Source organism: Acidobacteriota bacterium (assembly GCA_020349885.1).
In the GTDB taxonomy this organism is placed as follows: Bacteria; Acidobacteriota.
This window is the reverse complement of sequence record CP070701.1, coordinates 413,397-437,492: the sequence shown is the minus strand read 5'-3', so window position 1 is coordinate 437,492 and position 24,096 is coordinate 413,397. Positions and strand designations below refer to the sequence as shown.

General features: G+C 63.1%; 22 protein-coding genes. 13 read left to right on the top strand and 9 right to left on the bottom strand.

What is annotated here, in order from left to right; genetic code table 11:
• The first annotated feature begins 6 nt into the window (after window positions 1-6).
• Window positions 7-672, top strand: a complete 666-nt coding sequence (locus tag JSV08_01895; GenBank protein ID UCF81198.1) for a hypothetical protein — start codon at window positions 7-9, stop codon at window positions 670-672.
• A gap of 139 nt (window positions 673-811) precedes the next feature.
• Here the strand turns inward: JSV08_01895 and JSV08_01890 are convergent, their stop codons facing one another.
• The 8 genes from JSV08_01890 to lysS all read right to left on the bottom strand — a co-directional run bounded on the left by JSV08_01890 (window position 812) and on the right by lysS (window position 10,734).
• A complete protein-coding gene (locus tag JSV08_01890; GenBank protein UCF81197.1) occupies window positions 812-1,456 on the bottom strand; it encodes an LON peptidase substrate-binding domain-containing protein in 645 nt (214 codons plus the stop codon).
• A 42-nt stretch (window positions 1,457-1,498) separates the two neighbouring features.
• Window positions 1,499-2,941, bottom strand: a complete 1,443-nt coding sequence (locus JSV08_01885; protein ID UCF81196.1) for a class II fumarate hydratase — start codon at window positions 2,939-2,941, stop codon at window positions 1,499-1,501.
• Window positions 2,942-3,144: 203 nt separating this feature from the next.
• A complete protein-coding gene (locus JSV08_01880; GenBank protein ID UCF81195.1) occupies window positions 3,145-3,726 on the bottom strand; it encodes a hypothetical protein in 582 nt (193 codons plus the stop codon).
• A gap of 273 nt (window positions 3,727-3,999) precedes the next feature.
• On the bottom strand, window positions 4,000-4,608 hold the full coding sequence (locus tag JSV08_01875; GenBank protein ID UCF81194.1) for a hypothetical protein: 609 nt from the start codon (window positions 4,606-4,608) through the stop codon (window positions 4,000-4,002).
• Window positions 4,609-4,749: 141 nt separating this feature from the next.
• Window positions 4,750-7,149: an outer membrane protein assembly factor BamA gene (gene bamA, locus JSV08_01870; GenBank protein UCF81193.1), complete on the bottom strand. Its 2,400-nt coding sequence runs from the start codon at window positions 7,147-7,149 to the stop codon at window positions 4,750-4,752.
• On the bottom strand, window positions 7,136-7,963 hold the full coding sequence (locus JSV08_01865; GenBank protein UCF81192.1) for an ABC transporter ATP-binding protein: 828 nt from the start codon (window positions 7,961-7,963) through the stop codon (window positions 7,136-7,138). The genes bamA and JSV08_01865 overlap by 14 nt, the downstream gene beginning before the upstream one ends.
• Window positions 7,956-9,194, bottom strand: coding sequence for an ABC transporter permease (locus tag JSV08_01860; protein UCF81191.1), 1,239 nt, complete (start codon window positions 9,192-9,194; stop codon window positions 7,956-7,958). Before JSV08_01860 ends, JSV08_01865 begins: the two co-directional genes overlap by 8 nt.
• Before the next feature lie 64 nt (window positions 9,195-9,258).
• Window positions 9,259-10,734: a lysine--tRNA ligase gene (gene lysS, locus JSV08_01855; protein UCF81190.1), complete on the bottom strand. Its 1,476-nt coding sequence runs from the start codon at window positions 10,732-10,734 to the stop codon at window positions 9,259-9,261.
• Window positions 10,735-10,861: 127 nt separating this feature from the next.
• Between lysS and tadA the strand changes: the two genes are divergently transcribed.
• From tadA to JSV08_01795, 12 genes are all read left to right on the top strand, one after another.
• A complete protein-coding gene (tadA, locus tag JSV08_01850; protein UCF81189.1) occupies window positions 10,862-12,679 on the top strand; it encodes a Flp pilus assembly complex ATPase component TadA in 1,818 nt (605 codons plus the stop codon).
• 244 nt (window positions 12,680-12,923) lie between these two features.
• On the top strand, window positions 12,924-13,904 hold the full coding sequence (locus JSV08_01845; GenBank protein UCF81188.1) for a homocysteine S-methyltransferase family protein: 981 nt from the start codon (window positions 12,924-12,926) through the stop codon (window positions 13,902-13,904).
• Window positions 13,905-13,906: 2 nt separating this feature from the next.
• Window positions 13,907-14,839: a homocysteine S-methyltransferase family protein gene (locus JSV08_01840; protein ID UCF81187.1), complete on the top strand. Its 933-nt coding sequence runs from the start codon at window positions 13,907-13,909 to the stop codon at window positions 14,837-14,839.
• A gap of 93 nt (window positions 14,840-14,932) precedes the next feature.
• Window positions 14,933-16,237 (top strand): serine protease, encoded by a 1,305-nt coding sequence (locus JSV08_01835; GenBank protein UCF81186.1) that lies wholly within the window; start codon window positions 14,933-14,935, stop codon window positions 16,235-16,237.
• Window positions 16,238-16,346: 109 nt separating this feature from the next.
• Window positions 16,347-16,829, top strand: a complete 483-nt coding sequence (locus JSV08_01830; protein UCF81185.1) for an Rrf2 family transcriptional regulator — start codon at window positions 16,347-16,349, stop codon at window positions 16,827-16,829.
• Between the two features lie 164 nt (window positions 16,830-16,993).
• On the top strand, window positions 16,994-17,815 hold the full coding sequence (gene sufC, locus JSV08_01825) for a Fe-S cluster assembly ATPase SufC (GenBank protein UCF81184.1): 822 nt from the start codon (window positions 16,994-16,996) through the stop codon (window positions 17,813-17,815).
• A complete protein-coding gene (sufB, locus tag JSV08_01820) occupies window positions 17,812-19,251 on the top strand; it encodes a Fe-S cluster assembly protein SufB (protein UCF81183.1) in 1,440 nt (479 codons plus the stop codon). The genes sufC and sufB overlap by 4 nt, the downstream gene beginning before the upstream one ends.
• Before the next feature lie 39 nt (window positions 19,252-19,290).
• Window positions 19,291-20,598, top strand: coding sequence for a Fe-S cluster assembly protein SufD (gene sufD, locus JSV08_01815; GenBank protein UCF81182.1), 1,308 nt, complete (start codon window positions 19,291-19,293; stop codon window positions 20,596-20,598).
• Window positions 20,599-20,602: 4 nt separating this feature from the next.
• On the top strand, window positions 20,603-20,929 hold the full coding sequence (locus JSV08_01810; protein ID UCF81181.1) for a non-heme iron oxygenase ferredoxin subunit: 327 nt from the start codon (window positions 20,603-20,605) through the stop codon (window positions 20,927-20,929).
• A gap of 53 nt (window positions 20,930-20,982) precedes the next feature.
• Window positions 20,983-22,236 carry a cysteine desulfurase gene (locus JSV08_01805; protein UCF81813.1) on the top strand — a complete coding sequence of 418 codons (1,254 nt, stop codon included), beginning with the start codon at window positions 20,983-20,985 and terminating at the stop codon, window positions 22,234-22,236.
• Entirely contained in the window at window positions 22,217-22,702 is a 486-nt protein-coding gene (locus JSV08_01800) for an SUF system NifU family Fe-S cluster assembly protein (GenBank protein ID UCF81180.1), read from the top strand. Before JSV08_01805 ends, JSV08_01800 begins: the two co-directional genes overlap by 20 nt.
• A gap of 13 nt (window positions 22,703-22,715) precedes the next feature.
• Window positions 22,716-23,027, top strand: a complete 312-nt coding sequence (locus tag JSV08_01795) for a DUF59 domain-containing protein (protein ID UCF81179.1) — start codon at window positions 22,716-22,718, stop codon at window positions 23,025-23,027.
• Between the two features lie 126 nt (window positions 23,028-23,153).
• Here JSV08_01795 and JSV08_01790 read toward each other — a convergent pair.
• On the bottom strand, window positions 23,154-24,096 hold a 943-nt coding region (locus JSV08_01790; GenBank protein UCF81178.1), incomplete at its 5' end, for a sodium:calcium symporter.

The window sequence follows — 24,096 nt, the reverse complement described above, 5'->3', positions numbered from 1 at the left end:
CAAAACATGCGGAAAAGAATCCTCTGGCTCACCCTCTTCGGCGTCACGATGGGCTATTTCGAGGCGGCCGTCGTCGTCTATCTGCGCGCCCTATATTATCCGGACGGTTTTCAATTTCCGCTCGTCCTGATTTCCGGCACCGTGGCGCTCGTGGAGCTCGGGCGCGAGTTCGTTTCGCTCCTCATGCTTTTATCGGTGGCGTGGATTGCGGGAAGAAGCGCATGGGAACGTTTCGCGCACTTCTGCTTCCTCTTCGGCGTGTGGGACATCTTCTACTACGTCTTCCTCAAGGCGACGCTCGACTGGCCCCCGTCGCTCGGCACGTGGGACGTGCTCTTTCTCCTCCCCACGGTTTGGACGGGCCCCGTTTGGGCGCCGATCGTCGTGTCCCTCTCGCTCATCGGCGGCGCCCTGTTCATGGACTGGCTCGTCGAAAAACGCTACGCCTTTTCATTTCCGAAATGGCTGTGGGCGGTCGAGATCGCGGCGGGGCTTCTCGTCATTCTGTCCTTCACGAAGGACGCACCCGAGGTGATCCGGGGCGGCGTTCCGGAAAATTTCGCCGCCGGCCTCTTCTGGGCGGGCGAGGGCCTCGGAATTTTCGGATTCCTCTACGGCGCCCGCACGATCGTCCGCCGCCACCGGGCTCGGTTCGCCGAGTCTTGGAGATAGGAAAACGGCAAAGGCGGGGACGAGAGCAAAAAAGCCCGGATAAATTTACACACTCCCACCTTGGGTGGACAAGCTCGCTTGCGCTATCGACGGGATCGCACTTCCCGGAGGCGTCGCCCGGCTCCGGGCGCGTGCCGGCTCAGTTAGTCGTTTCGTCTTCTCGCGAAGGACGCAAAAGGTTGATGTGGCTCTCGAGGGCGCGCGTCTCGTTGCGCACGAAATCGAGCAGGCGCCCGGTCTTCTCTTCCAGGCCGTCCATTTCGAGGTATGACTGCTTCGAGGCCAGGTCGCCGACAAAGTGATAGACGATGAAGTTGGCGAGGCTGTCCAGATCGTGGAGCGCGTTCAGGTAGTGGATGACGCGGTCTGCGTCGCGAAAGCCCAGGAAAACCCAGCGCGCAAAGGCCTTCTTGAGCTCGCGCAAGCGCCTCGCGTAGGGCGCCTGCGGCATCCCGACCATAGGCAGCGGCTCGCACCGCGCCACGCGATAGGGCACCTCCTGAACGTATTCGATTAGGCGCACCCGCGTCCGGCCCGAAACGAGAATGTCCTTGCGCCCGCCTTCGTATTCGCGGAGAATCTGCACGCTTCCCGCGCAGGCCACCTCGCAGGGTTCAAGCACCCCTTCCTCCACGCGCGCCCACGCGACGGCCAAGTGCTTCCCCCGCGCCTGGACCGCCTCGACCATCTTCTTGTAGCGCGGCTCGAAGACGTGCAGGGGAAGCATCACGCCCGGAAGCAATAGGGCGCTCGGCAGCGGAAATACGGGAATTTCCTTGCGCATCAGGGTGTCAAGATAGCATGGATGAGTGGCGTTTGCCAGCCGCTAACGTTTGACGCGGCGCTTGCTGCGCGGACGTGTCGGCTCCGTCATCTTCCTTAACTCGAGCGCCTTGTCGAGCTCGCGGTCGGAGAGGAGCCCCCTTTCCTTCACAATCTCGCGGACGGTGCGTCCCGTGCGGCCCGATTCGAGGCCGATCTGCGCGGCGAGGTCGTATCCAAGGTGCGGCACGAGCGCCGTCACAAGCGCGCCCGAGCGCTCCGCGAGCGCGCGGCAGCGGGCGGGCCTTACCTTGATGCCGTCCACGCAGCGCTCGGCGAAGATTTTGGAAACATTTCCCGAGATGCGTATGGACTCGAGAAGGTTGTGGGCCATGACGGGGATCATTACGTTCAGCTCGAAGTTGCCCGTCGCGCCGCCCACCGTAACCGCCGTGTCCGCCCCCACGACCTGAGCCGCGACCTGGGTCACGGCCTCGCACATGACGGGATTCACCTTGCCGGGCATGATGGAGGAGCCCGGCTGCAGGTCGGGAAGCGTAATCTCGCCCAGGCCGCCGTGCGGGCCGCTCGCCATCCAGCGTATGTCGTTCGCCACCTTCATGAGCGCGCAGGCGAGCACCTTGAGCGCCCCGCTCAGCTCCACCGCCCCGTCGCGCGCCGCCTGCGCCTCGAAGTGGTTGCGCGCCTCGTGGAGCTTCAACTTGGTCGCCTTCGAGAGCCGCGCGCAGACGCCCTTGGCAAACGCGGGATGGGTGTTCACGCCGGTGCCTACGGCCGTGCCCCCGATGGGAAGCCCCCGCAGGCGGTCGCTCGCCTTGCGCACGCCCTCTTCCGCGAGCTCAATCTGAGCCGCGTAGCCCGAAAACTCCTGCCCCAGCCGAACGGGCACCGCGTCCTGAAGGTGCGTGCGCCCGAGCTTGACGACGGAATCAAATTTCTTCGCCTTGCGCTCGAGAGATTTTCTTAAGATCTTCAAAGAGGGGTAGAGGAATTTTTCCAGGTCCACGAGTGCCGCGAGGTGGAGCGCCGTGGGGATCACGTCGTTCGAGCTTTGTCCCTTGTTGACGTGGTCGTTCGGGTGGACGGGTTTCTTCGAGCCGCGCTTTCCGCCAAGGCGCTCAATGGCGCGGTTGGCTATGACCTCGTTGGCGTTCATGTTCGTCGAGGTGCCCGAGCCCGTTTGGAACACGTCCACCACGAACTCGTCGTCGAAGCGCCCCTCGGCCACTTCCCGCGCCGATGCGATGATGGCGGCCGCGCGCCTCCGGTCAAGAAGGCCGAGCGAGAGGTTCGTTTCGGCGGCGGCTTTCTTGATAAGGCCGAGCGCGCGGACGAAACCTCCGCTGAGCCGCCAGCCGCTGATTGGAAAATTCTCCGCGGCGCGCTGGGTCTGCGCTCCGTGGTAGGCATGCGCCGGAACCTTGACCGGCCCCAGCGCGTCCTTTTCGATGCGGGTCTTTGGGGAGGAAATTTTACGCCGTTTCATGTGGGAGTTCTCCTGGGAGTGATTCGGCAGATGTTTTACTCAGATAGGCCGTATTATAGCACGGGCGCGCCGCGGCGGGAAATTTTCATGCTTACTTCCGAATCCGGCCTTCGGACACGGCGGATTTTCAGAAAAAGCGCCATAAAAGAAAGGCCTCAGAGGAGGAGGCCTTTACTATGCAGGTGCGGAAACATCTCTTCGATCTAGAAGCGCCCCCTTCGTCTGAGGCAGGCTTTCCTTCCGCGGCGGCATTTATCGCACACGGACGCGGCGTCGATGAACGCTTCGTAGGCGCAGTCGTAGTCCTTTCCGTTGACGACGTAGATGGTCTCGACGTCGTTTCTCTTGGCTTTTGCGATCACAATCTCGCAGGGGCCGCAGACGATGTTTCCGTCGTCGTCAAAGTAGATTTTAAGGAACGGATTGGCCTCGTCCGGATAAGTCTTGTCCCAGGTCGCGGACGCCGCTTCGTACATGCAGGTATAGGTCTCATCGCCCGCGACGTAGACGACTTCGTCGCCTTTCTTCTGGACCCGTGCGTAGATGTCGCCAGTCTCGTTGTATACAAGATTGCCCGCCTCGTCCTTATTGAAGCTTTTCTTGATGTGTTTGGCGGTGTTCGAAACGTAGCAACCTTTCCCTCTAGCCTTCATGCCCATCATGGGGCAGCCGCGCACATTTCCTGAAGCCGCCTGCACGGCTATCCTTCCGCAGGCCTCCGCCGACGGCGCGAACACCACGGCGACGAGCACCAAAACGCCACAAAGAGCCGGGATTTTTTTCATGCTCAAACCTCCGTCAAGTTTCTTAGTGTTTCGTAATTACGCATCCCGTTCCTCTCGGCGGAAAGAACGAGTATAACGTGCCATGGTACTTAAACGTCTGGCATGCGGAATATATCCCACCCAAAGCAAGTTTCGCTAAAACCCCGCTCCAATTTTATTCTGAACGGATTCGACCTTCGGACACGGCGGATTTTCAGAAAAAGCGCCGTAAAAGAAAGGCCTCCGCGAGGGAGGCCTTTCACCGTGGAGGTGCGGAATTAGCGTTTCTTCAATCTATGAGCTCGCGCCTTCGTCGGAGGCGGTTTCCTTTTTGTGGTAGAGTTTCTTGCACTTGGGCGCTATGGCGAAGAGCGCTTCGTAGGCGCAGTCGTAGTCATTTCCGTCGGCGACGTAGACGGTCTCGGTCTCGTTTCTCTTGGCTTTTACGATCACCGTCTCGCAGGAGGGGCCGCAGACGATGTTCCCGTCGTCGTCAAAGCAAATTTTGTGGAACGGATTGGCCTCGTCCGGATAGGTCTTGTCCCAGGTCGCGGAAGCCGCATCGTACTTGCAGGAATAGGTTTTTTCGCTATCGCCTGCGGCGTAGACGACTTCGTCTCCGTCCTTCACGGTCCGTGCGTAGGTCGCGCCGGTCTCCGTGCAGGTGAGGCTTCCATCGTCGGCCTTATCGAAGCATTTCTTGATATATTTGGCGGTCTTCGCGACGCAGCAGCCTTTCTTCCTCGCCGACTTCTTGGCCGCCAAGGGGCAGCTGGCTGCCCTTTCGGAAGCCTTCTGTGCGGAAGCCGCCTGCACGGCTTTCCTTCCACAGGCCTCAGCCGACGGCGCGAACACCACGGCGACGAGTGCCAAAACACTACACAGAGCCAGGATTTTTTTCATGTCTCAAACCTCCGTCAGGTTTCTTAGTGTTTCGTATTTACGCATACCGTTCCTTCCCGCGGGAAGGAAGAACGGGGATAGCGTGCCATGATACGTAAACGTCTGTCAAGCGGAATGTATCCCCCAAAAAGGTAAAATTCGTTAAAACCCCGCCCCGATGTTGAACTCGAACGTCCGCGTGCGCTGCCAGGGCTCCGGGTTGAGGGCGCGGCTCCAGATGAGGCGGACCGGGAACGGAAACGTCGGCATGAAGAAACGCACCTCGAGCCCCGCTGAGGACTGCAGGGAGAGGTCGAAGTCTTTCTTGAGCGTTTCGATGTTTCCGTCGATGAGGGTTCGGATGGGCCGGAGCGTATACGCGTCGCCCGCGTCGGCAAACAGTGCAAGCTGGAACGTGCCTCCCACCGGGATGACGTACTCGGCGTTCGCCTGAAGGTAGGTGTCGCCTCCGTAGATGAGCCCCTGGAAGGCCGGGCCCACGGAGCGGACTTCGTAGCCGCGAATCGAGCTGGCTCCGCCCAGGAAGAAGCGCTCGTTGGTGGGGATGCGGTGATTGGTAAAGGGGCGGGTGAAACCAAACTCGATGTTCGCGGCAAAGTACGTGCGTCGGAACGCCGGGAAATAGTGGGTGTACTGCGTGACAAATTTGTAGTAGGAAACGTCGCTTCCAAACCGCCAGTGAGAAACGGGAAATGACATCGTGAACCGTGTTCCCTTGCTCGGAGCGTAGAAATGGTTGCGCGAGTCGTAGATGAACGAGGGTGACACCTGCACAATCCGCGTTTTGTCCAAGTCGGAAAGGAGCGGGACTATGGACCCTTCGCGGATCTTGAGGGTCGTTTCTTGGTAGGAGTAACGGATATAGGCCCGCGAAAAGTACGTGACGGGCACGCCGAACACCAAGCTGCCGCCCGTGGAGCGCTGGTCAAACTGGATGTACCGCTGATCGAGGCGAAAGAGGGAGATGCCACCCGTGTAGGGGCGGTCGAAAAGCCAGGGCTCCGTGAAGGAAATGGAATAGCTGTCCGTGCGACCGCCCATGCGGACCATGAACTCAAGCACCTCGCCGCGCCCCAGGAAATTGCGCGTCGAGTAGGAACTTTGAACGAAGCCCCCCTCGAGGCCGCTGTAGCCCCCGCCGAACTCGAACATGTTACGCTTATCCTCCTCGCCCGCCACGAGCGTGTTCACCTGGCCCTCGGTGTCCTCCACGCGCGTGATGGCGGGCGGCTCGGTAATCTTAAAAAAGCCCAACTGGCTGACCTTGCGCATGCTCCGGTCGAAGGAGCGCATGTTGAACAGATCGCCCTCACTCAGCAGAAACTCGCGGCGAAGCACCCTGTCGTGGGTGCTTATATTGCCACGGAATTCCAAACGGCGGAGATAGTACGGCTTTCCTTCCTCGATATCGAACACCAAGTCCACGATCCGGGTTTCATCGTTCGTTTTCGGGATGACGCCGGACTGCGAAAAGATGTAGCCCTTCTCGCCGTACCTGCTGTCCACCTCTTTGCGCGCGCTTTGAACCTCCTTGTGGCGGTAAAGAGCGCCCCTCTTGAGGTTCACGAGCGGCCGCAACTCCCCGGTCGAGAACACGGTGTTGCCCTTGAAAGAAATCTCGCCGACCCGGTAGCGCAAGCCCTCCTTGACAACGATGGTCACGAAGGCGCGCTGCTTGGGCTTTTTCCCCTCCGGGGCGAGGTTGCGCACGTCGACCACGGGCTCGTCGAGCGTCATGGTGACGTAGCCGCGGTCCTTGTAGAAGTCAACGATGCCTTGGAGGTTCTCGTAAAATTTGGCTTCCGAGAAAATGTGGCGCCGCCGGAGAGAGTTGTACAGCCCCGCCTCCTTGAACTTTTTCATCTGGCGCTTGAGCCTCCGATTGGAGTACGCCTTGTTGCCCTTAAACGCGATGCGTTTGACCTTGACGCGCGCCCCCTGGTCCATGTGGAACGTCAGCGTAACCTCGGCGTCTCCGACGTCGTCGATTTCGGACGTGACCTCCGCGTATTTGTAGCCGCGGGACTCGAGGAGTGCCGTCAGGATGACCTCGGCCCTGCGCACCGCTGCCCGGTCAAGCGGCTCGCCTTCCTTGAACTCGACGCCGTTCTGCTTGAGGCCTTCCTTGATTCGGGTTTCGCTGAGCCGCTTGGCGCCTTTGTAGGTCACGCTGCGCAGAACGGGTTTTTCCTGCACGGCGATGACCAGCTCGACGCCGTCCTCGACTTCATGCACCTCCATCGAGAGGCTACGGAAGAGGCCGCTTTGCCAAAGGCGCCGGTATTCTTTGCGCGCCTGCTCTTCGTCGAAGCGCTCGCCCTCCCTGAGGTCGGTGTAGAAGAGCACCGATTCGGGCGTCATGGTGATGGTGCCCGTGACGGTGATTTTCCGGATGACCGCGCCTTCCTGAGCTAGGAGAACCGACGGGAAGGCGAACAGAAGAAGGGCGGCGAGGAGGATGTTAAACGCCAAACGCCGAATGCTTAACGCCTTGAGCGATTTAGGCGACTTGAGCGGTTTCGGCGATTCAGGCGGGGGCATCGGGAAGCTCTTCCGCATGGAGCGTGCCTCGGTGCAGGCGCATGCATCGCCCGCAGCGGCGCGCGAGGGCGGCGTTGTGCGTCACCAAAACGAGGCTGGCCGCATGCTCCGAGGCCAGTGTCAACAATTGCGAAAACACCTCATGGGCGGTTTCTTCGTCAAGGTTCCCGGTGGGCTCGTCCGCGAGAAGGAGAGTGGGGCGTGCGACGAGCGCCCGCGCGATGGCCGCGCGCTGCGCCTCGCCAGCCGAAAGCTCCGCCGGGTGATGGTGCAGGCGCTGCTCCAAGGAAAGTTCCTCGAGCCGCGCCCGCGCCGCCTCCGCCGCTGCGGAAAAATCCTCGCCTTGAATGAGAAGCGGCATCGCGGCGTTCTCAAGCGCCGTAAATTCGGGAAGGAGATGGTGGTGCTGAAAGACGAACCCCACGTGCTTCGCCCGAAACGCCGTCCGCTCCTCCGGGGACATGCGGGCCACGTCGCGTCCACCCTCCGCAGTGCTACGGAGAACGGGTCCACCCTCCGCGGGGCCACCGGGGGCCGGCTCATGGAAGAGAATCTCTCCCTCGTCGGGCGTGTCGAGAGCGCCCAACTGGTAAAGGAGCGTGCTTTTGCCCACACCGGAGACGCCGACCACGGCGAGGCTCTCGCCTTCCCGAAGATCGAAGGACAGGCCGCGCAACACCTCGATTCGCCCTTTCGCTTCCGCCTGATGAGAGTCGGCCCGCTCGACGGCGGCGTAGCTTTTTGAAAGGCCGCGCACCGAAAGACGAAGCCTGCTTGAATCGCCCTCCGTGGAGGACAAGAGGGTCTCATTCATGCTTTAAGGCTTCGGTGACTTCGAGGCGGGCGGCCTGATGCGCGGGATACACGGTCGCAAGAAGCGAGACGCCAAGCGCCGCGAGCGCCACGACGACCACGTCGAGCGCCTTCACATGAAACGGTACGTAGGGAATGAAGTAGACTTCGGGAGAAAGGGGAATGAGTTTGTACGCATGTAGAACGTAGCAGAGGCCGACGCCGAGCGCCACGCCCAGGGCCGTCCCCAACGCCCCGACGGAGAAGCCCTGCGACGTGAAGATGCGCGAAATGCTCTGCGGTCGTGCCCCCATGGCCTTGAGGATGCCAATATCACGGTGTTTCTCCATGACCATCAAAACGAGAGTAGTAATGATATTAAATGACGCCACCACGACAATCAACCCGATGGCGAAGAACATCAAGAGTTTTTCTACTTTAAACGCCGAGAACAGCGGGCGGTTCATTTCCTTCCAGTTCGTGAGGGTGTGGAAGGGCTCGAGCGCCCCCGCGAGGCGCTCCTGCACCTCCTCGACCCGCTCGGGCCGCACCACGCGCGCCTCGATCATCTGCGCGGCGTCGCCCTGCCCCCACAGCGCCTGCCCCGTTTCAAAATGGACGTACGCCCACGAGGTGTCGTAGATGTAGAAGCCCGAGCGGAACGTTCCCACGACCTCGAAGCTGTGCGTGCGCGGCACGACGCCCATCGGGGAGAGCGTCACGTTGGGAGAGACTAGGCGCACGCGGTCGCCCGCGACGACGCCCAGCGAGAGGGCAAGCTCGTGGCCGAGCACGATGCCGGGGGAGGATCCCCCGCCTTCCAGGGCCTTCAAAGAAAAACCCTCTTCCATCGATTCCGAAAGACTCGTCACGCGCGCCTCGCGCTCCGGGAGGACGGCCTTGAGGATCACGGCCTCGCCCTTCGAGCTGGCGGCGGAGAGAAGAAGGCCCTTGTCGAGGATCACGGGCGAGGCGGCGACCACGCCCTCCGCCGCTTCCAGGGAGGCGAGTGTTTCGCGGTAGTCTTCCAAGACGCCGCCGCTCGCGAAGGGCTGGACGACGAGGTGGGCGCTCGTGGAAAGAATCCTCTGCTGGATGTCTTCGCGGAAGCCGGTCATGAGGGCGAGGGCGATGATGAGGGCGGCCACGCCGACCATGAACCCGAGCGTCGATACGAGCGAGATGACGGAGACGAGCGCCTGCTTGCGGCGTGCCCGCAGGTAGCGCAGGGCGATGAAGGTTTCGTAGCGCATGGGCAGCCGTTCGCCGTTCGTCAGTTACTCGGTTTCCCGGTTCGCCGTCTGCGCTGCGCGCTGGTCATGGCTTCTCCTGGGGCCGAAGGAGCGGGAAGAGAATCACCTCGCGGATGTTCGGGGCGCCCGTGGCCAGCATGGTGAGGCGGTCGATCCCCACGCCCAGGCCCCCAGTGGGGGGCATGCCGTGCGAGAGCGCGAGAAGGTAATCCTCGTCCACCTTGCACTCGGGATTGGCCGCTTGAATTTCCTCGAAGCGCGCGCGCTGCTCGTCGGGATCGTTCTGCTCGCTGTAGCCGTTTGCGAGCTCAATGCCGCCCGCGAAAAGCTCGAAGCGCCCCGCCCAGGGAGAGTTTTCCTCCTCGGCCTTCGCAAGCGGCGAGAGCGCGCGCGGCAGGTGCGTGACGAACGTGGGCTGCACGAGGCCGGGTTCCACGAGGTGCTCGAATAACTCGCTCACGATGTCCCACGGCGTCTCCGCCGTGGCGAGATTTACCTGATGCTCGGCGGCGACGGCTCGCAGGCGTTCCTCGTTTTCCAGATCCCCCGGCGAGAATCCCTTGATGTGCTCGCAGAGCGCCTCGTCGTAGCGCATGCGCTTCCAGGGGCGGGCGAGGGAAATTCTCTTTTCCCGGAACTCCACGTCGAGGCTTCCCGTCGCGCGCTCGACGCAGTGCGCGAGCATTTCCTCGGTGAGCAACATGACCTCCTCGAAGCTGGCGTAAGCCTCGTAGGTCTCCACCATCGTGAACTCGGGGTTGTGGACGTTCGAGATGCCCTCGTTCCGAAAGTCCGTGCAAATCTCATAGACTTTTTCCATGCCTCCCACGACGAGGCGCTTCAGGTAGAGCTCGTCGGCGATGCGGAGGTAGAGGGGCATGTCGAGCGCATGGTGGTGCGTCTTGAAGGGCGTGGCGAGCGCCCCGCCGTAGAGGGGCTGAAGCACGGGTGTCTCGACTTCGAGAAACCCCTTGGCGTCGAGAAACCCGCGCATGGCGGTCACGAGGCGCGTGCGGGTCTCGAAAATTTTTCGCACCTCCGGGTTCGCGATGAGGTCGAGGTAGCGCCGGCGGTAGCGCAGCTCGACGTCGGCGAGGCCGTGCCACTTTTCGGGAAGCGGCCGCAGGGCCTTGGATAGAAACGTCAACTCCTCCACGCGCACGGTGAGCTCGCCCGCGCGCGTTCGAAAAAGCGGCCCCCGCGCGCCCGCGAAATCGCCCAGGTCGCAGTTTGAAAAAATCTCGAAACCGCGCTCACCCGCAACGTCCTTTTTGACGTAGATTTGAAGACGCTCCCGCCCGTCGCTCAGGTCGGCGAATCCGGCCTTGCCGTGCCGCCGGAGCGCCACGATGCGGCCCGCCACGGCGACCTCGACGCGCTTGTCTTCGAGCGCGTCCGCGCCCAGCTCCCGATAGCCCTCCACGGCCCGCGACACGGTGTGCGTGGCCAGGTAGCGCGCCGGATAGGGATGAACGCCGAGGGCGCGCAGGCGCTCGAGGTGGCGGCGGCGGTCTTCCGCGGGCTTGGATGAGTCGGCCATGCGTGCCATCCTACCCCAACGCCTCGGAAGCGGTCAATTGAGGAAAGTCGTTACAGCGGAATCGTTGAAGATTAGCACCAATTGTGATATTTTCATTAAGGAGGAAAAAGAGGAAGAGAACGAATTCATGTCCGAACCCTACGTGGTGCAGTGCTGGACGTGCCTTGGGGAGTTCGACGCCGCCGACTCCGTGTGGTGCAGCTGTGACCCGCGCAACCCTACGCGCCTGTGCCAGTTCTGCCTTCAGTGCTTCTGCCGCGCCTCCGACGACTACAAAGCCGAGTTCTGGAAAGGCGCGACCGATGTCCTCAAAAAAGAACTCCGCCTTCTCGCCGAGGCCAAGGGGAAGCTGGGCGAATCGCTCATCCGCTCGAACCTCCTCACGACCGACCAGTTGCTGAAAGCGCTCGAATACCAGAAGATGCGCGGCTGCAAGCTGGGCGAGGCACTCGTCGAGCTCGGCTTCGTCGCGCAGAAGGACATCGACTATTTCGTCGAGCGCCAGGAGCGCGTCTCCACGGCCTCGCTCGACAACTACACTTTCGATCCGGCGCAATTTAAAAAATTGTCGCCGCCGTTTTGCTACGAAAAGCTTATCCTCCCGCTCGACGAGGAAAGCCTTACGGACGAGGCCGTCCTCACGGTCGCCATGGCCGACCCGAAGGACGTGGGTCTCATCGATCTCATCCAGACGAAGACCGACGCCAAGATCATTCCTCTTCAGGCGCCGCCCGAAAAGATACGCTCCCTGCTCGAAGCGTGCTTCAGCCGGCAGGAGCTCAAGCCCAGGGAGGAGGCCGTGGCCGACGTCAAGAAGCTCGTCCAGAACCTGCTCCTCGGCGGCGTCAAGAGCAGGGCGTCCAACCTCTACCTCGAGCCCAAGGAGGATTCCATTCAGGTCAGTTACCGCATCGACGGAATTCTTTTTCGCCACAAGCCCCTCGCGGCGGGCCTGCGGAAAGACCTCGCGGCGGAATTCCGCCGCATGGTGGGGCTTGCGCCCGAGGGCAGCGGCGAGACCGAAAACGGCCGGGCCATCATCAAGCACGGCGCCAAGGAGTACGACGTCAACGTCCGGTGCTACCCTTCGCCCTCCGGCGAGAACTTGAGCGTCAAGTTCGTAGACCGGGAGAGATTCTTCAAGAACCTCGACGAGCTGGGCTTCGCGCCGGACGACCTCCGCCGCATGCGCAAGGCGCTCGCGGGCACCCGGCGGACGATGCTCATCACGGGCCCCGTCATGAGCGGCAGGACCACCACGGCGTACTCCGTGGTCAAGTACCTGAGCGCCAGCGGGCGCAGGGTCGCCACTATCGAGTCCCACGCGCTCACGCCGATCAAAGGCGTCGAGCAGGTGCATGTTACGGACGAAAAGTTCGCGAAGGCGCTGCAGTCGCTTCTTAAAGCCGATCCGCAGGCCATCGTGCTTTCCGACCTGCCCGACAACAAGACGGCGTCGCTTGCGTTCAAGGCGGGGACAAAGGTGCTCGTGGCGGCGGTTCTGGAGACCTCGAGCACAGCCGAGGCGCTGGACGAAATTCTGCGGTTGGGCGTTTCGCTCCGCGATATTTCGAGCTCGCTTTCGCTCATCCTGAACCAGCGCCTCGTGCGTCGCATCTGCCCGGCATGCCGAAAGCCGACCCGGGTGCTTCCCGCGAGACTCCAGCGCGCCGGATTCGCACCGGAAGAGATGGAAAAGATTAAAACGTTCGCCGGCGAGGGCTGCGAGAAATGCCATAACACGGGCTACGCGGGGCGCGTCCCCGTTTCCGAGGCGCTCGAGTGGAACGACGAGCTGACGCAGTTCGTCGAGCAGGGCGCAAGCGGCGTGGAGCTCGCGCGCGTGGCCGTCGGGAAGGGCATGACGCCCCTTCGGCGGCGCTGCCTCGAGCTCGTCCACGAGGGCACCACAACGGTGGAGGAATTCGAGAAAGGAAAATTCTAATCAGGCCGCTTCTTGTGACGAGACGGCGAAGCAGGGGGCCGGGAGCGCAGGCAAAGCGCTGGATACGCTTTTCCCAATGCGGAAAGCTTCTATAAAATCCGAACTGGCTTGACATGAGCGGGCCGTGCGGCTAAATTCGTATTGCTTGCGGCGTGCCTCGTGCCCGGCACGGGCACTCCCACAGCCGCAGGGGGGTTGCGGTTATCACGGAAAACTCGGAAAAAAACAGAAAGGAAAATAAGCTATGCCGTCACGAAGCATTCTTGACCGGCTCAAGGCCGGTGAAATTCTACTCCTGGACGGGGCCACGGGCACCGAGCTGCACAGGCGCGGAGTCACCATAAGCAAGGGCGCGGTCAGCAAACAACGGACCACGGCGCGCTCGCCCATCCAGCCTGCCATCGCCGGAAGCCTCGGCGTGTGGTCGGCCGCAGCGAACCTCGAGGCCCCGGACGTCGTCAAGCAAATCCACGAGGATTACCTCAAGCTCGGATCCGACATCATCATCAGCAACAACTTCTACACGAGCAAGTCCATGATGGCGACGATAGGCAAGCAGGACCAATGGGAGGAGTACACGCGGCGGGGCGGGGAGCTGGCCGTCGAGGTGCGGAACGCCCTCAACCCCGAGGCGTACGTGGCCGGGGGCTTCGCCCCGACCGAATACGACGGCGACCACCGCGAGGAGCTCGAAGACACGGCCCGCATCCTCGCCGCGACCGGCGTGGACTTCCTGATCGCCGAATACTTCGGAGGGGATACCACACACGATACTCCCATCAAGGACTGCGTGACGGCGGTGGACGCCCTCGCGAAGGAGAACCTGCCGGTGTTTCTCGGGGTGTGCTGTCTGAACGAGGACGGGTCGATGTATCGCGGCGAGTCCCTCACCGAGCTCGTCGCGGCGCTCAAGGGACACCCGGTGGACGGCATTTTCCTGATGTGCAGCCGTCCCGACGCGATCTCGGCCGGCCTGCCCGAGCTCCGCAAGGCCTTCGGCGGATTCGTCGGCGCATACGCGGAAATCGGGTACGAGGAGAACCCCAAGTTCGGCAGCTCGCCCGAGGAAGAATTTTTCACGATAGACACGAAGTTCTGCCCTCCGGAAAAGTACGCCGAATACGCCCGGGAATGGAAGAAGATAGGCGCGCAGATAATCGGCGCGTGCTGCGCGTCCACGCCCGAGCACATCAAGGCCATCGCGCCCATCGTAAAGGGAAAATAGCCATGCCTTCACGAAACATTCTCGACCGGCTCAAGGCCGGTGAAGTTCTGCTCATGGACGGGGGAACGGGCACCGAGCTGCACAGGCGCGGAGTTACCATAAGCAAAGGCGCGTACGCCGGACAAATCGGCGTGTGGTCGGCCGCCGCGAACCTCGAGGCCCCGGACGTCGTTCGAGCCATCCACGAGGATTACCTCAAGCTCGGGGCCGAGATCATCATCAGCAACAACTTCTATACGAGTAAGTCCATGATGGCGATGATAGGCAAGGAGGACCGATGGGAGGAGTACACGCGGCGGGGCGGTGAGCTGGCCGTCGAGGTGCGGAACGCCCTCAACCCCGAGGCGTACGTTGCGGGCGGCTTTGCCCCGAGCGAATGCGACTGCGACCTTCGCGAGGAGCTCGAAGACACGTCCCGCATCCTCGCCGGGGCCGGCGTGGACTTCCTGATCGCCGAATACTTCGGAGGGGATATCGTTCACGAGAGTCCTATAGCGGACTGCGTGACGGCGGTGGACGCCTGCGCCAAGGCGGGCCTGCCGTTGTTCCTCGGGGTGTGCTGTCTGAGAGAAGACGGAACGATGTTTAACGGCGAGTCCCTCACCGACCTCGTCGCGGCGCTCAAGGGACACAAGGTGGACGGCATTTTTCTGATGTGCAGCCCTCCCGAAGCGGTCTCGGCCGGCCTGCCCGTGCTTCGCAAGGCCTTCGGCGGATTCGTCGGCGCCTACGCTGAGATCGGGTACGATGAGAACCCCAAGTTCGGCAGCTCTCCCAAGGAAGAGTTCTTCACGATCGATGCGGAGGATTGCCCTCCTGAGAAATACGCCGAATTCGCCCGCGAGTGGAAGAAGATGGGCGCACAGGTCATCGGCGGGTGCTGCGCGTCCACGCCCGACCATATCAAGGCCATCGCTCCCGTCGTAAAGGGATAGGTTCCAGAACAAAACGCCGCCCTGCCGCGTTCTCTTCCGGAGGTGCGGGTGATTTCCGGCACATGCTATACTTGGGGCCGAGGCGTAAACGAAATGACGAACCATGTCACACGAGGCGGTCGATGGCCGGCGGCGTTCCTGACGGCGGCGGCTGTGCTGCTTGCCGCGCCGCGGGGAGCGCAGGCTGACGCGCCCGCGCCCGTCGAGACGGCCGCTTCCGCCGTCATGCAAGTCGAGGCCCGCGACGCCGAAGGCAAAGCCTTCCTTACCGGCGCGGGCTTTCTCGCGGGCGGCGACGGCCTTCTCGTGACGAGCTACCACGTCGTCCACAACGCCTCCGCCGCGACCGCCAAGGCCGCGGACGGAGGCAGCTTCGAAGTGGCGGGCGTGGCGGCGGCGGACAAGGCGGCGGACCTGGCGGTCCTCAAGCTCGGGGGCAGGGACTCGCCCTCGCTCGCCCTGGGCGATTCGAGGAAACTCGAGGCCGGCGCGCGCGTCTTCACCGTTGGAATTTCTTTTGAAAGCCCGGTTTCCGAGGGCGCGGTGAGCGCCGTTCATGAGGCGGAGTCGGGCGAGCGTTTCCTCGATATAACCGCCGCCATTCAGGAAGACTCGAGCGGAGGCCCGGTCGTCGACGACCGGGGCAACGTCGTCGGGGTGGCCACCGCCCTTCCGGTGGAGGGCGGAACCCTGACGTTCGCCGTCCCCGTCGAGAAAGTGCGCGAGCTTCTTGAGGGGAAAAGCGAGGCGCGGGCGCTCGCGGACCCTTGGCTGCTGCAAGGCAAGCTCCGGTCCGGCGAGGCGGAAGAATACCTCGACACGGCGGAGGGGAACCGGTTCGTCGCGGAATATCTCATAGGAAGCAAGCGATACGACGAGGCGAACCCCTACGTCGAAAAGGCGTTCGAGCTGGCTCCGGAGGCCGAGAACTATTTCAACCGCGGCGTCTGTCACGTCCATGTGCGCAACAGCTCCTGGGATTCCATTAGAGCCTTCAAGGAGGCGGTACGGCTGAAGCCGGATTTCGTCAGGGCGCATTACTACATGGGCATCGTCTTCTCCCAGCTGCGCCGTCCGGAGAATGCAATCAATGCCTACAAGGAGGCGCTTCGGCTGGACCCGGATTTCGCCGAAGCGCACGTCAAGCTGGGCGCTAGCTACCTCAATACGGCCCGCCCCGAGGAAGCCGTCGAAGCCTGCAAGCGGGCGGCACGGCTGAAGCCGGGTTACGCCAGGGCGCATTACCTGCTGGGGACGGCGTACCTCGCGCTCGACCGGCCCGACGACGCCTCGAAGGAGCACAAGACTTTGAAGGGGCTGGACGAAGTACTGGCCGGGAAGCTGCTTCGCGCGATCAAGAGGGCCAAAGAAAAAGAAGAAGAGAAAAAAGAGGAATAAAGCCGGCAATCGCCCGGTCTTGAAGGTGAGGCAGGTGGTATAATTCCACTGTTTTGAAACTTGACTTTTTCGTATTCTTTTGTTATGCTGAGACCCTGGAGGTAAAACAATGCGGTTTACGGCACAGGAAGAATACGGTCTCCGATGCATGCTACAGATGGCCCGCCACGAGGGCGACAAGCCGCTCACGATCACGAGCATCGCCGAGCTCGAAGGGCTGACGGCGCCGTACGTGGGAAAGCTGATGCACGCCCTGCGGCAGGGCGGCCTGGTGAAGAGCATCCGCGGGCAGAAGGGCGGCTACCATCTCGCGCGGCCGGCGAAGGACATTTCTCTCGACGAGATTTTCTCCGCCCTGGACGGGCACTTCTTCGAGCCGGACTACTGCGAGCGCTATCACGGCCAGGAGAACCTCTGCGTTCACACGACCGAGTGCTCCATCCGCTCGCTCTGGGCCCGGCTGGACGCGGTGATCAGGGAAATTCTAAGAAAGACCTCATTGGCCGACATGTCCCGGACCGAGCGCTTGATGGGCTACCTGCTTCAGAGCCGCTCGGACGCGGCGTCCGAAGCCGCGGGGGGCAAGCCGTGATTCCCCGGCCCCGGAGCCCGTCATGATGTGGAGAGAATTCCTCCGCAATGACGCCATTTAGGGATTTTTCGGTAGGAGCAGCTCCCTCGAATTTTTTCAGTAAATTTTAATGTTGACTTTTTTGTATAGATTACGTATAATGGCTTAATGAGAGGCAACAAAACATGGCAAGGCAAGACAAGGTGAGACGAAGCGATACCCTCTTCTCGTGCCTGGACGTCCACGTTGAGGCCGGGGGCAGAGAGGTCGTCAGGGGCGTGCGGTTCGAGATTCGCCCGGGGGAGAAACACGCCCTCATGGGCCCGAACGGCTCCGGAAAGAGCAGCCTGGCGAACGCCCTCGCGGGGCATCCCGGCTACCGCGTCACGAGGGGAAGGGTTCTTTTTCGCGGCGAGGACATTACCGAGATGCCGCCCGACGAGCGCGCCCGCAAGGGGCTCTTCCTGGGCTTCCAGTATCCCGTGGCCGTCCCCGGCGTGACGGTCGCCAATTTCCTGCGCTCCGCCGTCAAGGCGCGCCTGCCCAAAGGCGACGCGGGCAACGGAGGCGGCGGCGCTTCCCTCAAGACGTTCCGCAAGACCCTCAGGGAAAATTTGAAGCTCCTCGCCATGGACGAGACGTTCGCGACCCGCTACGTGAACGACGGGTTCTCCGGCGGCGAGAAGAAGCGCCTCGAAATCCTCCAGATGGCGGTGCTCCGCCCGAGCGTGGCCCTGCTCGACGAGACGGACTCGGGGCTCGACATCGACGCCCTGAAAGTGGTCGCAAACGGCATCAACAAGCTCTGCGGCCCCGACGCTGGCGTTCTCCTCGTGACGCACTACCAGCGGATCCTCAACCACGTCAAGCCCGACCGCGTCCACGTGCTGATCGAGGGCCGCATCGCCGAATCGGGCGGCCCGGAGCTCGCCCTGAAGCTGGAGGAGAAGGGCTACGACTGGGTCCAGAAGCGGACGGACGGCAACGCGGAGGCGACTGCATCATGAGCCGGCCCGCCGCAGCATTAAACAGGGAAAAAACCCGGCTGGAGCTCGGAAGGGACTACGCCGAGCGGTACGGGTTCCGCGATCCGGAGGAATATTTCCACAAGGGCCGCAAGGGGATCGACCACGAGGTGGTCGAGATGATGAGTCGCATGAAGCGCGAGCCGGAGTGGATGAAAAAATTCCGGCACGACGCGCTGGACATCTTCCTCGCGAAGCCCATGCCCCGGTGGGGCAACACCGGACTCCTCGACTCCATCGACTTCGACGACATCTACTACTACATCAAGCCCATCGAGAACCAGGAAAAATCATGGGACGAGGTGCCGGAGAACATCAAGAAAACATTCGAGCGGCTGGGGATTCCCGAGGCGGAGCGGAAATTCCTGGCGGGCGTCTCGGCCCAGTACGAGTCCGAGGTCGTCTACCACTCCATGAAGGAAGAGCTTTCCAGGAAGGGCGTCGTCTTCCTCGATATGGACAGCGGCCTGCGGGAGCACCCGGACATCGTGAAGAAATATTTCGCGACCGTCATTCCACCCGCGGACAACAAGTTCGCGGCGCTGAACAGCGCCGTCTGGTCGGGCGGCTCCTTCATCTACGTGCCCCCCGGCGTGGACGTGGGCATCCCGCTCCAGGCGTACTTCCGCATCAACGCCGAGAACATGGGGCAATTCGAGCGCACGCTCATCATCGCCGACAAGGGCTCGCGCGTCCACTACATCGAGGGCTGCACGGCGCCGCAGTACAGCACGAACTCGCTCCACTCGGCGGTCGTCGAGCTCGTCGCCCTCGAGGGCGCCTACATCCGCTACACCACCATCCAGAACTGGGCGAACAATATTTTCAACCTCGTCACGAAGCGCGCCGTCGCGCACCGGAACTCGACCGTCGAGTGGGTGGACGGCAACCTCGGCTCGAAGCTCACCATGAAGTATCCGTGCGTCTACCTTATGGGCGAGGGCGCCAAGGCGGAGATCCTCTCCGTCGCCTTCGCCGGCGAGGGGCAGCACCAGGACGCGGGCGCGAAGATTTTTCACGCGGCGCCCAACACGAGCTCGCGCATCACGTCGAAATCGGTCTCGAACAGGGGCGGCCGCGCCTCCTACAGGGGGCTGGTGAGGGTGGAGCCGGACGCGAAAAACTGCAAGGTGAGCGTCGTGTGCGACGCGCTCCTTCTCACGAGGGACTCGCGCTCCGACACCTACCCGACGATGGAGATAAAGGAGCGGGACACGCACGTCGAGCACGAGGCGCGCGTGAGCAAGGTGTCGGAGGAGCAGATTTTCTACCTCCAGAGCCGCGGGCTCAGCGAGGACGAGGCGCGGCTTCTCATCGTCAACGGCTTCATCGAGCCGTTCACGAAGGAGCTTCCCATGGAATACGCCGTTGAGCTCAACCGCCTCATCGAGCTCGAGATGGAAGGCTCCGTGGGGTGAGTGCATGTTAACGTCGATTTCTATGAAGCGGGAAAGTAAATGATTCAAACAGGCGCGGCGCAAACGGACTCTTCGCGGCGGCTGCCCTTCCGCCCGGTCTACGACGAGCCGGCGTGGCTCGTCAAGGCACGGCGGAAGGCGTGGGACGCTTACCAGGGGGCGCCTCTCCCCGCGCGGGCGGGGCACCTCTGGCGCTACACCCCCGCCGGGCGCTTCGCGCTCCCGGACGAGGAGGCGCTCGCCTCCCCGGTGCCGTCCCCGAAAAGCACCGATTGGCCCGGCGTGATTCGAAAATCCCTCGACGCGGGGCAGCTGAGCGGGGCGGCGCTCTCGCGGGAAGGCCAGTTCGTCCGCTCCGAGCTGGCGCCGGCGCTCGCGAAGTCCGAAATTATTCTGGGCGACCTTCGTGAGGCCGCGTTCAGGCACGGGGACATCGTGCAGGCGCATCTCGAAAAACTGGTCGGGGCCGGGCATGGAAAGTTCGAGGCGCTCAACGGGGCCGTCTGGGGCGGCGGCGTCTTTCTGTACGTGCCGGGCGGCACGGCGCTCGAGATGCCCGTCCGCCTCCTGCACGCGGCGGGGAAGCGAAAGAAATTTTTCGCCTCGCGGCTTCTGGTGGTCGCGGGCGAAGGCTCCGACGTCACGCTGGTGGACGAGTACGCCGCGGGACGCAAGGAAGGTTATGTTAACGCGGGCGTCGAGATTTTCGCCGGCGCGTCCTCGAGGGTGCGCTACGTCGCGGTGCAGCGCCTTGGGCGCGAGGCGCGCTTCTACGTGACGCAGCGCGTCCGGGCGGCGCGCGACGCCAGCGTGCTCACGGTCACGGCGTCGCTGGGAGCCGCCGCGATGAAGGCCGACATCGGCACGGTCTTGTCGGGTCCGGGCGCGGAGAGCGAGATGGTCGGCGTGCTTCTGGGCGAGGGGCGCCAGCACTTCGACCACCACACGCTCCATGACCACCGGGAGCACAACACGCGCAGCAACATCGATTTCAAAACCGTTCTGACGGACCGCGCCCGCTCGGCCTACACGGGGCTCATCCGGATCGCGGACGAGGCGCGGGGGAGCGAGGCCTACCAGGAAAACCGCAACCTGCTCTTGAGCGAGGGGGCGCGGGCCGAGTCGATACCCGAGCTCGAGATTCTCACGGAGGACGTTCGATGCAAGCACGGCGCCACGGTGAGCTCCCTCGACCCGGAACAAATTTTCTACTGCCTGAGCCGCGGGATCCCCCGGCCCGAGGCCGCGCGCATAATCGTCGAAGGCTTCGTCGAGCCGGCCCTGCGCCGTGTGCCGGAAAACATTCGTGAAGAGCTTCGCGGCTGCGTCCGCGAGCGCCTGGGGTAATTCGATGCCGGAGAAATGGATTGCGCTGACTCCCCTGAGCGGGCTCGAAGAGGGCAAGGTTCGCGTCTTCAAAGCCGGCGACGTCGAGATCGCCCTCTGTAATGTCGATGGTGAAGTTTACGCCGTCGAAAACGTCTGCAGCCACGACGACAGGCCGCTCGGAGAAGGGACGCTCGACGGCACGGAGATAGAGTGCCCCTGGCACGGCGCGCGCTTCGACGTGCGGGACGGCCGGGTGCGAAGGATGCCGGCCTCGGCTCCCATCCGCACATTCCCCGTCCGCGTCGAGGACGGCCAGGTGTGCGTCGCCTTGAGCGAGGAAACGCAATAGCCATGAAAGAAGCGGCGTTGAGGCGAGCGGAGGCCGCGAGGCCCGAGATAGGCATGAACGCTCCGGCGGGCCCTGCCTGCGGGCGGGCCATCCGGAAAGACTTCCCAATTTTGAAGCGCCGCGTCCACGGCAGGCGCCTCGTCTACCTGGACAACGCGGCCACGACCCAGAAGCCGAAGGCGGTGCTGGACGCGCTCACCCGGTACTACGAAACGACGAACGCCCACGTCCACCGCGGCCTCTTCGCCCTCTCCGAGGAGGCGACGGAGCGCTACGAGGGCGTCCGCCGCCGGGTCGCGGAATTCGTGGGCGGCGTCGACCCGCGGGGCGTCGTCTTCACGCGCAACGCCACCGAGGGGCTCAACCTCGTCGCGAGCGCATGGGGGCGAAAAAACCTCAAGCCGGGCGACGAGGTGCTTCTCACCGAGATGGAGCACCACAGCAACCTCGTGCCGTGGATCGTGGCGGCGCGCGAGACCGGCGCCGCGCTGAAATACGTTCCCGTCCTGGACGACGGAACGCTCGACATGGCCGCGCTCCCGCGCCTTCTCACGAACCGCACGCGCGTCGCGGCGGTGACGCTCGCATCGAACGTGCTCGGCACCGTCAACCCCGTCGCGGAAATTACGGAGGAAGCCCACAAGCGCGGCGCCGTGGTGGTCGTGGACGGCGTGCAGGCCGTCCCGCACTTCCCCGTGGACGTGAAAGCGCTCGGGTGCGACTTCTTCGCGTTCTCGGCCCACAAGATGCTCGGGCCGACGGGCGTGGGCGTGCTGTGCGCGAAGCCCGACCTGCTGGAGCGCATGGAGCCCTACCAGACCGGGGGCGGCATGATACGGGAAGTGCACCCCGACCACGCCACGTGGGCGGAGATTCCCTGGCGGTTCGAGGCGGGCACGCCGAACATCGCCGACGTGGCGGCCTTCGAGGCGGCGCTCGACTACCTCGACGCGCTCGGGATGGCGAATGTACTTGCGCGCGAGCGGGAGCTGACGCGGTACGCGCTGGAGCGTTTGAGAGAGCTCGGCTTCCTGAAATTGTTCGGCCCCGAGGGCGTGGAAAACCGCCTGGGCGTTCTCTCGATGCATGACGAGAAAATTCATCCGCACGACCTCGGCACCGTGCTCGACCGGTACGGCGTGGCGATCCGCGCGGGCCACCACTGCGCCCAGCCGCTGATGCGGCGCCTGGGCGTCGTGGCCACGGCGCGCGCGAGCCTTTACGTCTACAACGACCGCGACGACGTGGACATGCTCGTCGAAGCGCTCAAAGGAGCGAGGAAATACTTTGGACACCCGGTTTCCTGAGCTGAGCGAGCTGTACCGCGACATCGTCCTCGACCATTACCGGAGTCCGCGCGGAAACAAGGAGCTGCACGACTGCGACGTCCGGAACGAGGGGTTCAACCCCCTCTGCGGCGACTCCGCGTCGCTGGCCTTGAAATTGCAGAACGGCAACGTGGCCGACGTCGCGGTGCAATGCCGCGGCTGCTCCATCAGCGTGGCCTCGGGCTCCATGCTCGCGGAGCTTTTGAAGGACAGGAGCGTCGAGGAGGTGGAGAAACTCATGGCGGCGTTCAAGGGAATGATGCACGGCGAGGCGATTCCGGAGGGGCTGGACATCGGCGACCTGGACGCATTGGAGGGCGTGCGGAAATTCCCGGTGCGCGTCAAGTGCGCGCTCCTTGCGTGGATTACGCTGGCCGACGCCCTGAAGGCGTGGAAAGCCGGAGGCTCGCGGCCCGAGGCCGCCTCCACGACGGAGGAGGAGTAAAAAAAAGAAAAAAATGCCCCTCACCAAGGAATCGGTTCTCGAAGCGCTCAAGGTGGTCAAGGACCCGGAAATCCGGCTCGGGATCGTGGATCTGGGACTTATCTACGACGTGGATATTTCCGAGGACGGCAAAGAAGTCACCATCAAGATGACTCTCACCTCGCCCATGTGCCCCTACGGGCAGGTGCTCATAAACCAGGTGCGGGAGATCGCGCAGGGCATGGAGGGCGTCGAGACGGCGACGGTGTACGTCGTGTGGGAGCCCCTGTGGGACCCCAAGACCATGGCCTCGGACGAGGTGAAGGACCTCCTCGGGCTCTGGTGAGGGCCGGGACTGAAGGTCAGGAGTCGCCCCGCCGGCCCTCCGACGAGAGAACGCGCCAGAAGCAGTACGCCGTCGCGCCCGCGATGGCGGCCCAGGCGCCCAGCATGAAGAGCCAGCCCAGCACGGTCACGGCGCTTCCTCCCCGCGCGCACGCCTGCGCTTCCACGAAAGCCAGACCAGGAGCATCGAGGCGCCTACGGTGCCCAGGATGAAGGCGCGCGCAAGCCACAGGTAAGGCACGTTCTCGGAAGATTGGCCTTCCATCAGGAGGGTGGGAATGCCTTTCTGCCAGCCCCAGGCGGCGAAGATGACAACGAGATAGAGCGGGGTGACGTACTTGATGATGTAGTAGTAGACGCGGGGGAGGCGAATCTGCGCGCCGCGGTGCATCTCCTCCCAGGCGTTGTCCATCCCGAAGAACAGGATGAAGATCACCACCTCGATGAGCGCGAAGGCCACCAGCCCGAACGTTCCTATCCAGAAGTCTATCTCGTCCAGGTAGCCGTGCCCGAGGAAGAGGATGATGGGCTGGCTCGCGAGCAGGATGATGAACCCGAGGAGAAACGCCGCCTTCCTGCGCGAGAGGCCGAACTCCTCCTGGAGGAACGCCATGGTGGGCTGCGAGAGCGCCACGGACGAGGTGATGCCCGCGAAAAACAGGAGCGCGAACCACATGAAGCCGAAGAAATCTCCGAGCGGAAGCTTCTGGAAGATGATGGGCATCGCCATGAAGCCCAGGTTGAACGAGCCGCCCTCGGCGATGGCCTGCGTCCCCGGAAGGCCGAAGTACGCAACGGCGACGGGAATGGCGATGGAGCCGCCCAGAATTACTTCCGAAAATTCGTTCGTCATCGAGGTCGTGAGCCCCGTGAGAAGCACGTCGTTCTTGGAGCGGAGGTAGGAGGCGTAGGTCTCGATGCAGCCGGTGCCGATGCTCAGCGTGAAGAAGACCTGTCCCGCGGCGGCGAGCCACACCGCGCCGGGCCCCAGCTTGGCGAAGTCGGGGTTCCAGAGGTAGTTGAGCCCCACGAGCACGCTGCTCTCGGGGGCGTTCACCGGGTCGGGGGTT

Coding starts and splice junctions, on each gene's coding strand:
- JSV08_01890 (UCF81197.1), bottom strand. CDS start 1,456: ATGCGCAAGGAAATTCCCGTATTTCCGCTGCCGAGCGCCCTATTGCTT.
- sufC (UCF81184.1), top strand. CDS start 16,994: ATGGCAAGGCAAGACAAGGTGAGACGAAGCGATACCCTCTTCTCGTGC.
- JSV08_01810 (UCF81181.1), top strand. CDS start 20,603: ATGCCGGAGAAATGGATTGCGCTGACTCCCCTGAGCGGGCTCGAAGAG.
- JSV08_01830 (UCF81185.1), top strand. CDS start 16,347: ATGCGGTTTACGGCACAGGAAGAATACGGTCTCCGATGCATGCTACAG.
- JSV08_01860 (UCF81191.1), bottom strand. CDS start 9,194: ATGCGCTACGAAACCTTCATCGCCCTGCGCTACCTGCGGGCACGCCGC.
- JSV08_01835 (UCF81186.1), top strand. CDS start 14,933: ATGACGAACCATGTCACACGAGGCGGTCGATGGCCGGCGGCGTTCCTG.
- JSV08_01875 (UCF81194.1), bottom strand. CDS start 4,608: ATGAAAAAAATCCTGGCTCTGTGTAGTGTTTTGGCACTCGTCGCCGTG.
- tadA (UCF81189.1), top strand. CDS start 10,862: ATGTCCGAACCCTACGTGGTGCAGTGCTGGACGTGCCTTGGGGAGTTC.
- sufB (UCF81183.1), top strand. CDS start 17,812: ATGAGCCGGCCCGCCGCAGCATTAAACAGGGAAAAAACCCGGCTGGAG.
- JSV08_01880 (UCF81195.1), bottom strand. CDS start 3,726: ATGAAAAAAATCCCGGCTCTTTGTGGCGTTTTGGTGCTCGTCGCCGTG.
- JSV08_01845 (UCF81188.1), top strand. CDS start 12,924: ATGCCGTCACGAAGCATTCTTGACCGGCTCAAGGCCGGTGAAATTCTA.
- JSV08_01885 (UCF81196.1), bottom strand. CDS start 2,941: ATGAAACGGCGTAAAATTTCCTCCCCAAAGACCCGCATCGAAAAGGAC.
- bamA (UCF81193.1), bottom strand. CDS start 7,149: ATGCCCCCGCCTGAATCGCCGAAACCGCTCAAGTCGCCTAAATCGCTC.
- lysS (UCF81190.1), bottom strand. CDS start 10,734: ATGGCCGACTCATCCAAGCCCGCGGAAGACCGCCGCCGCCACCTCGAG.
- JSV08_01865 (UCF81192.1), bottom strand. CDS start 7,963: ATGAATGAGACCCTCTTGTCCTCCACGGAGGGCGATTCAAGCAGGCTT.
- JSV08_01805 (UCF81813.1), top strand. CDS start 20,983: ATGAACGCTCCGGCGGGCCCTGCCTGCGGGCGGGCCATCCGGAAAGAC.
- sufD (UCF81182.1), top strand. CDS start 19,291: ATGATTCAAACAGGCGCGGCGCAAACGGACTCTTCGCGGCGGCTGCCC.
- JSV08_01895 (UCF81198.1), top strand. CDS start 7: ATGCGGAAAAGAATCCTCTGGCTCACCCTCTTCGGCGTCACGATGGGC.
- JSV08_01840 (UCF81187.1), top strand. CDS start 13,907: ATGCCTTCACGAAACATTCTCGACCGGCTCAAGGCCGGTGAAGTTCTG.
- JSV08_01795 (UCF81179.1), top strand. CDS start 22,716: ATGCCCCTCACCAAGGAATCGGTTCTCGAAGCGCTCAAGGTGGTCAAG.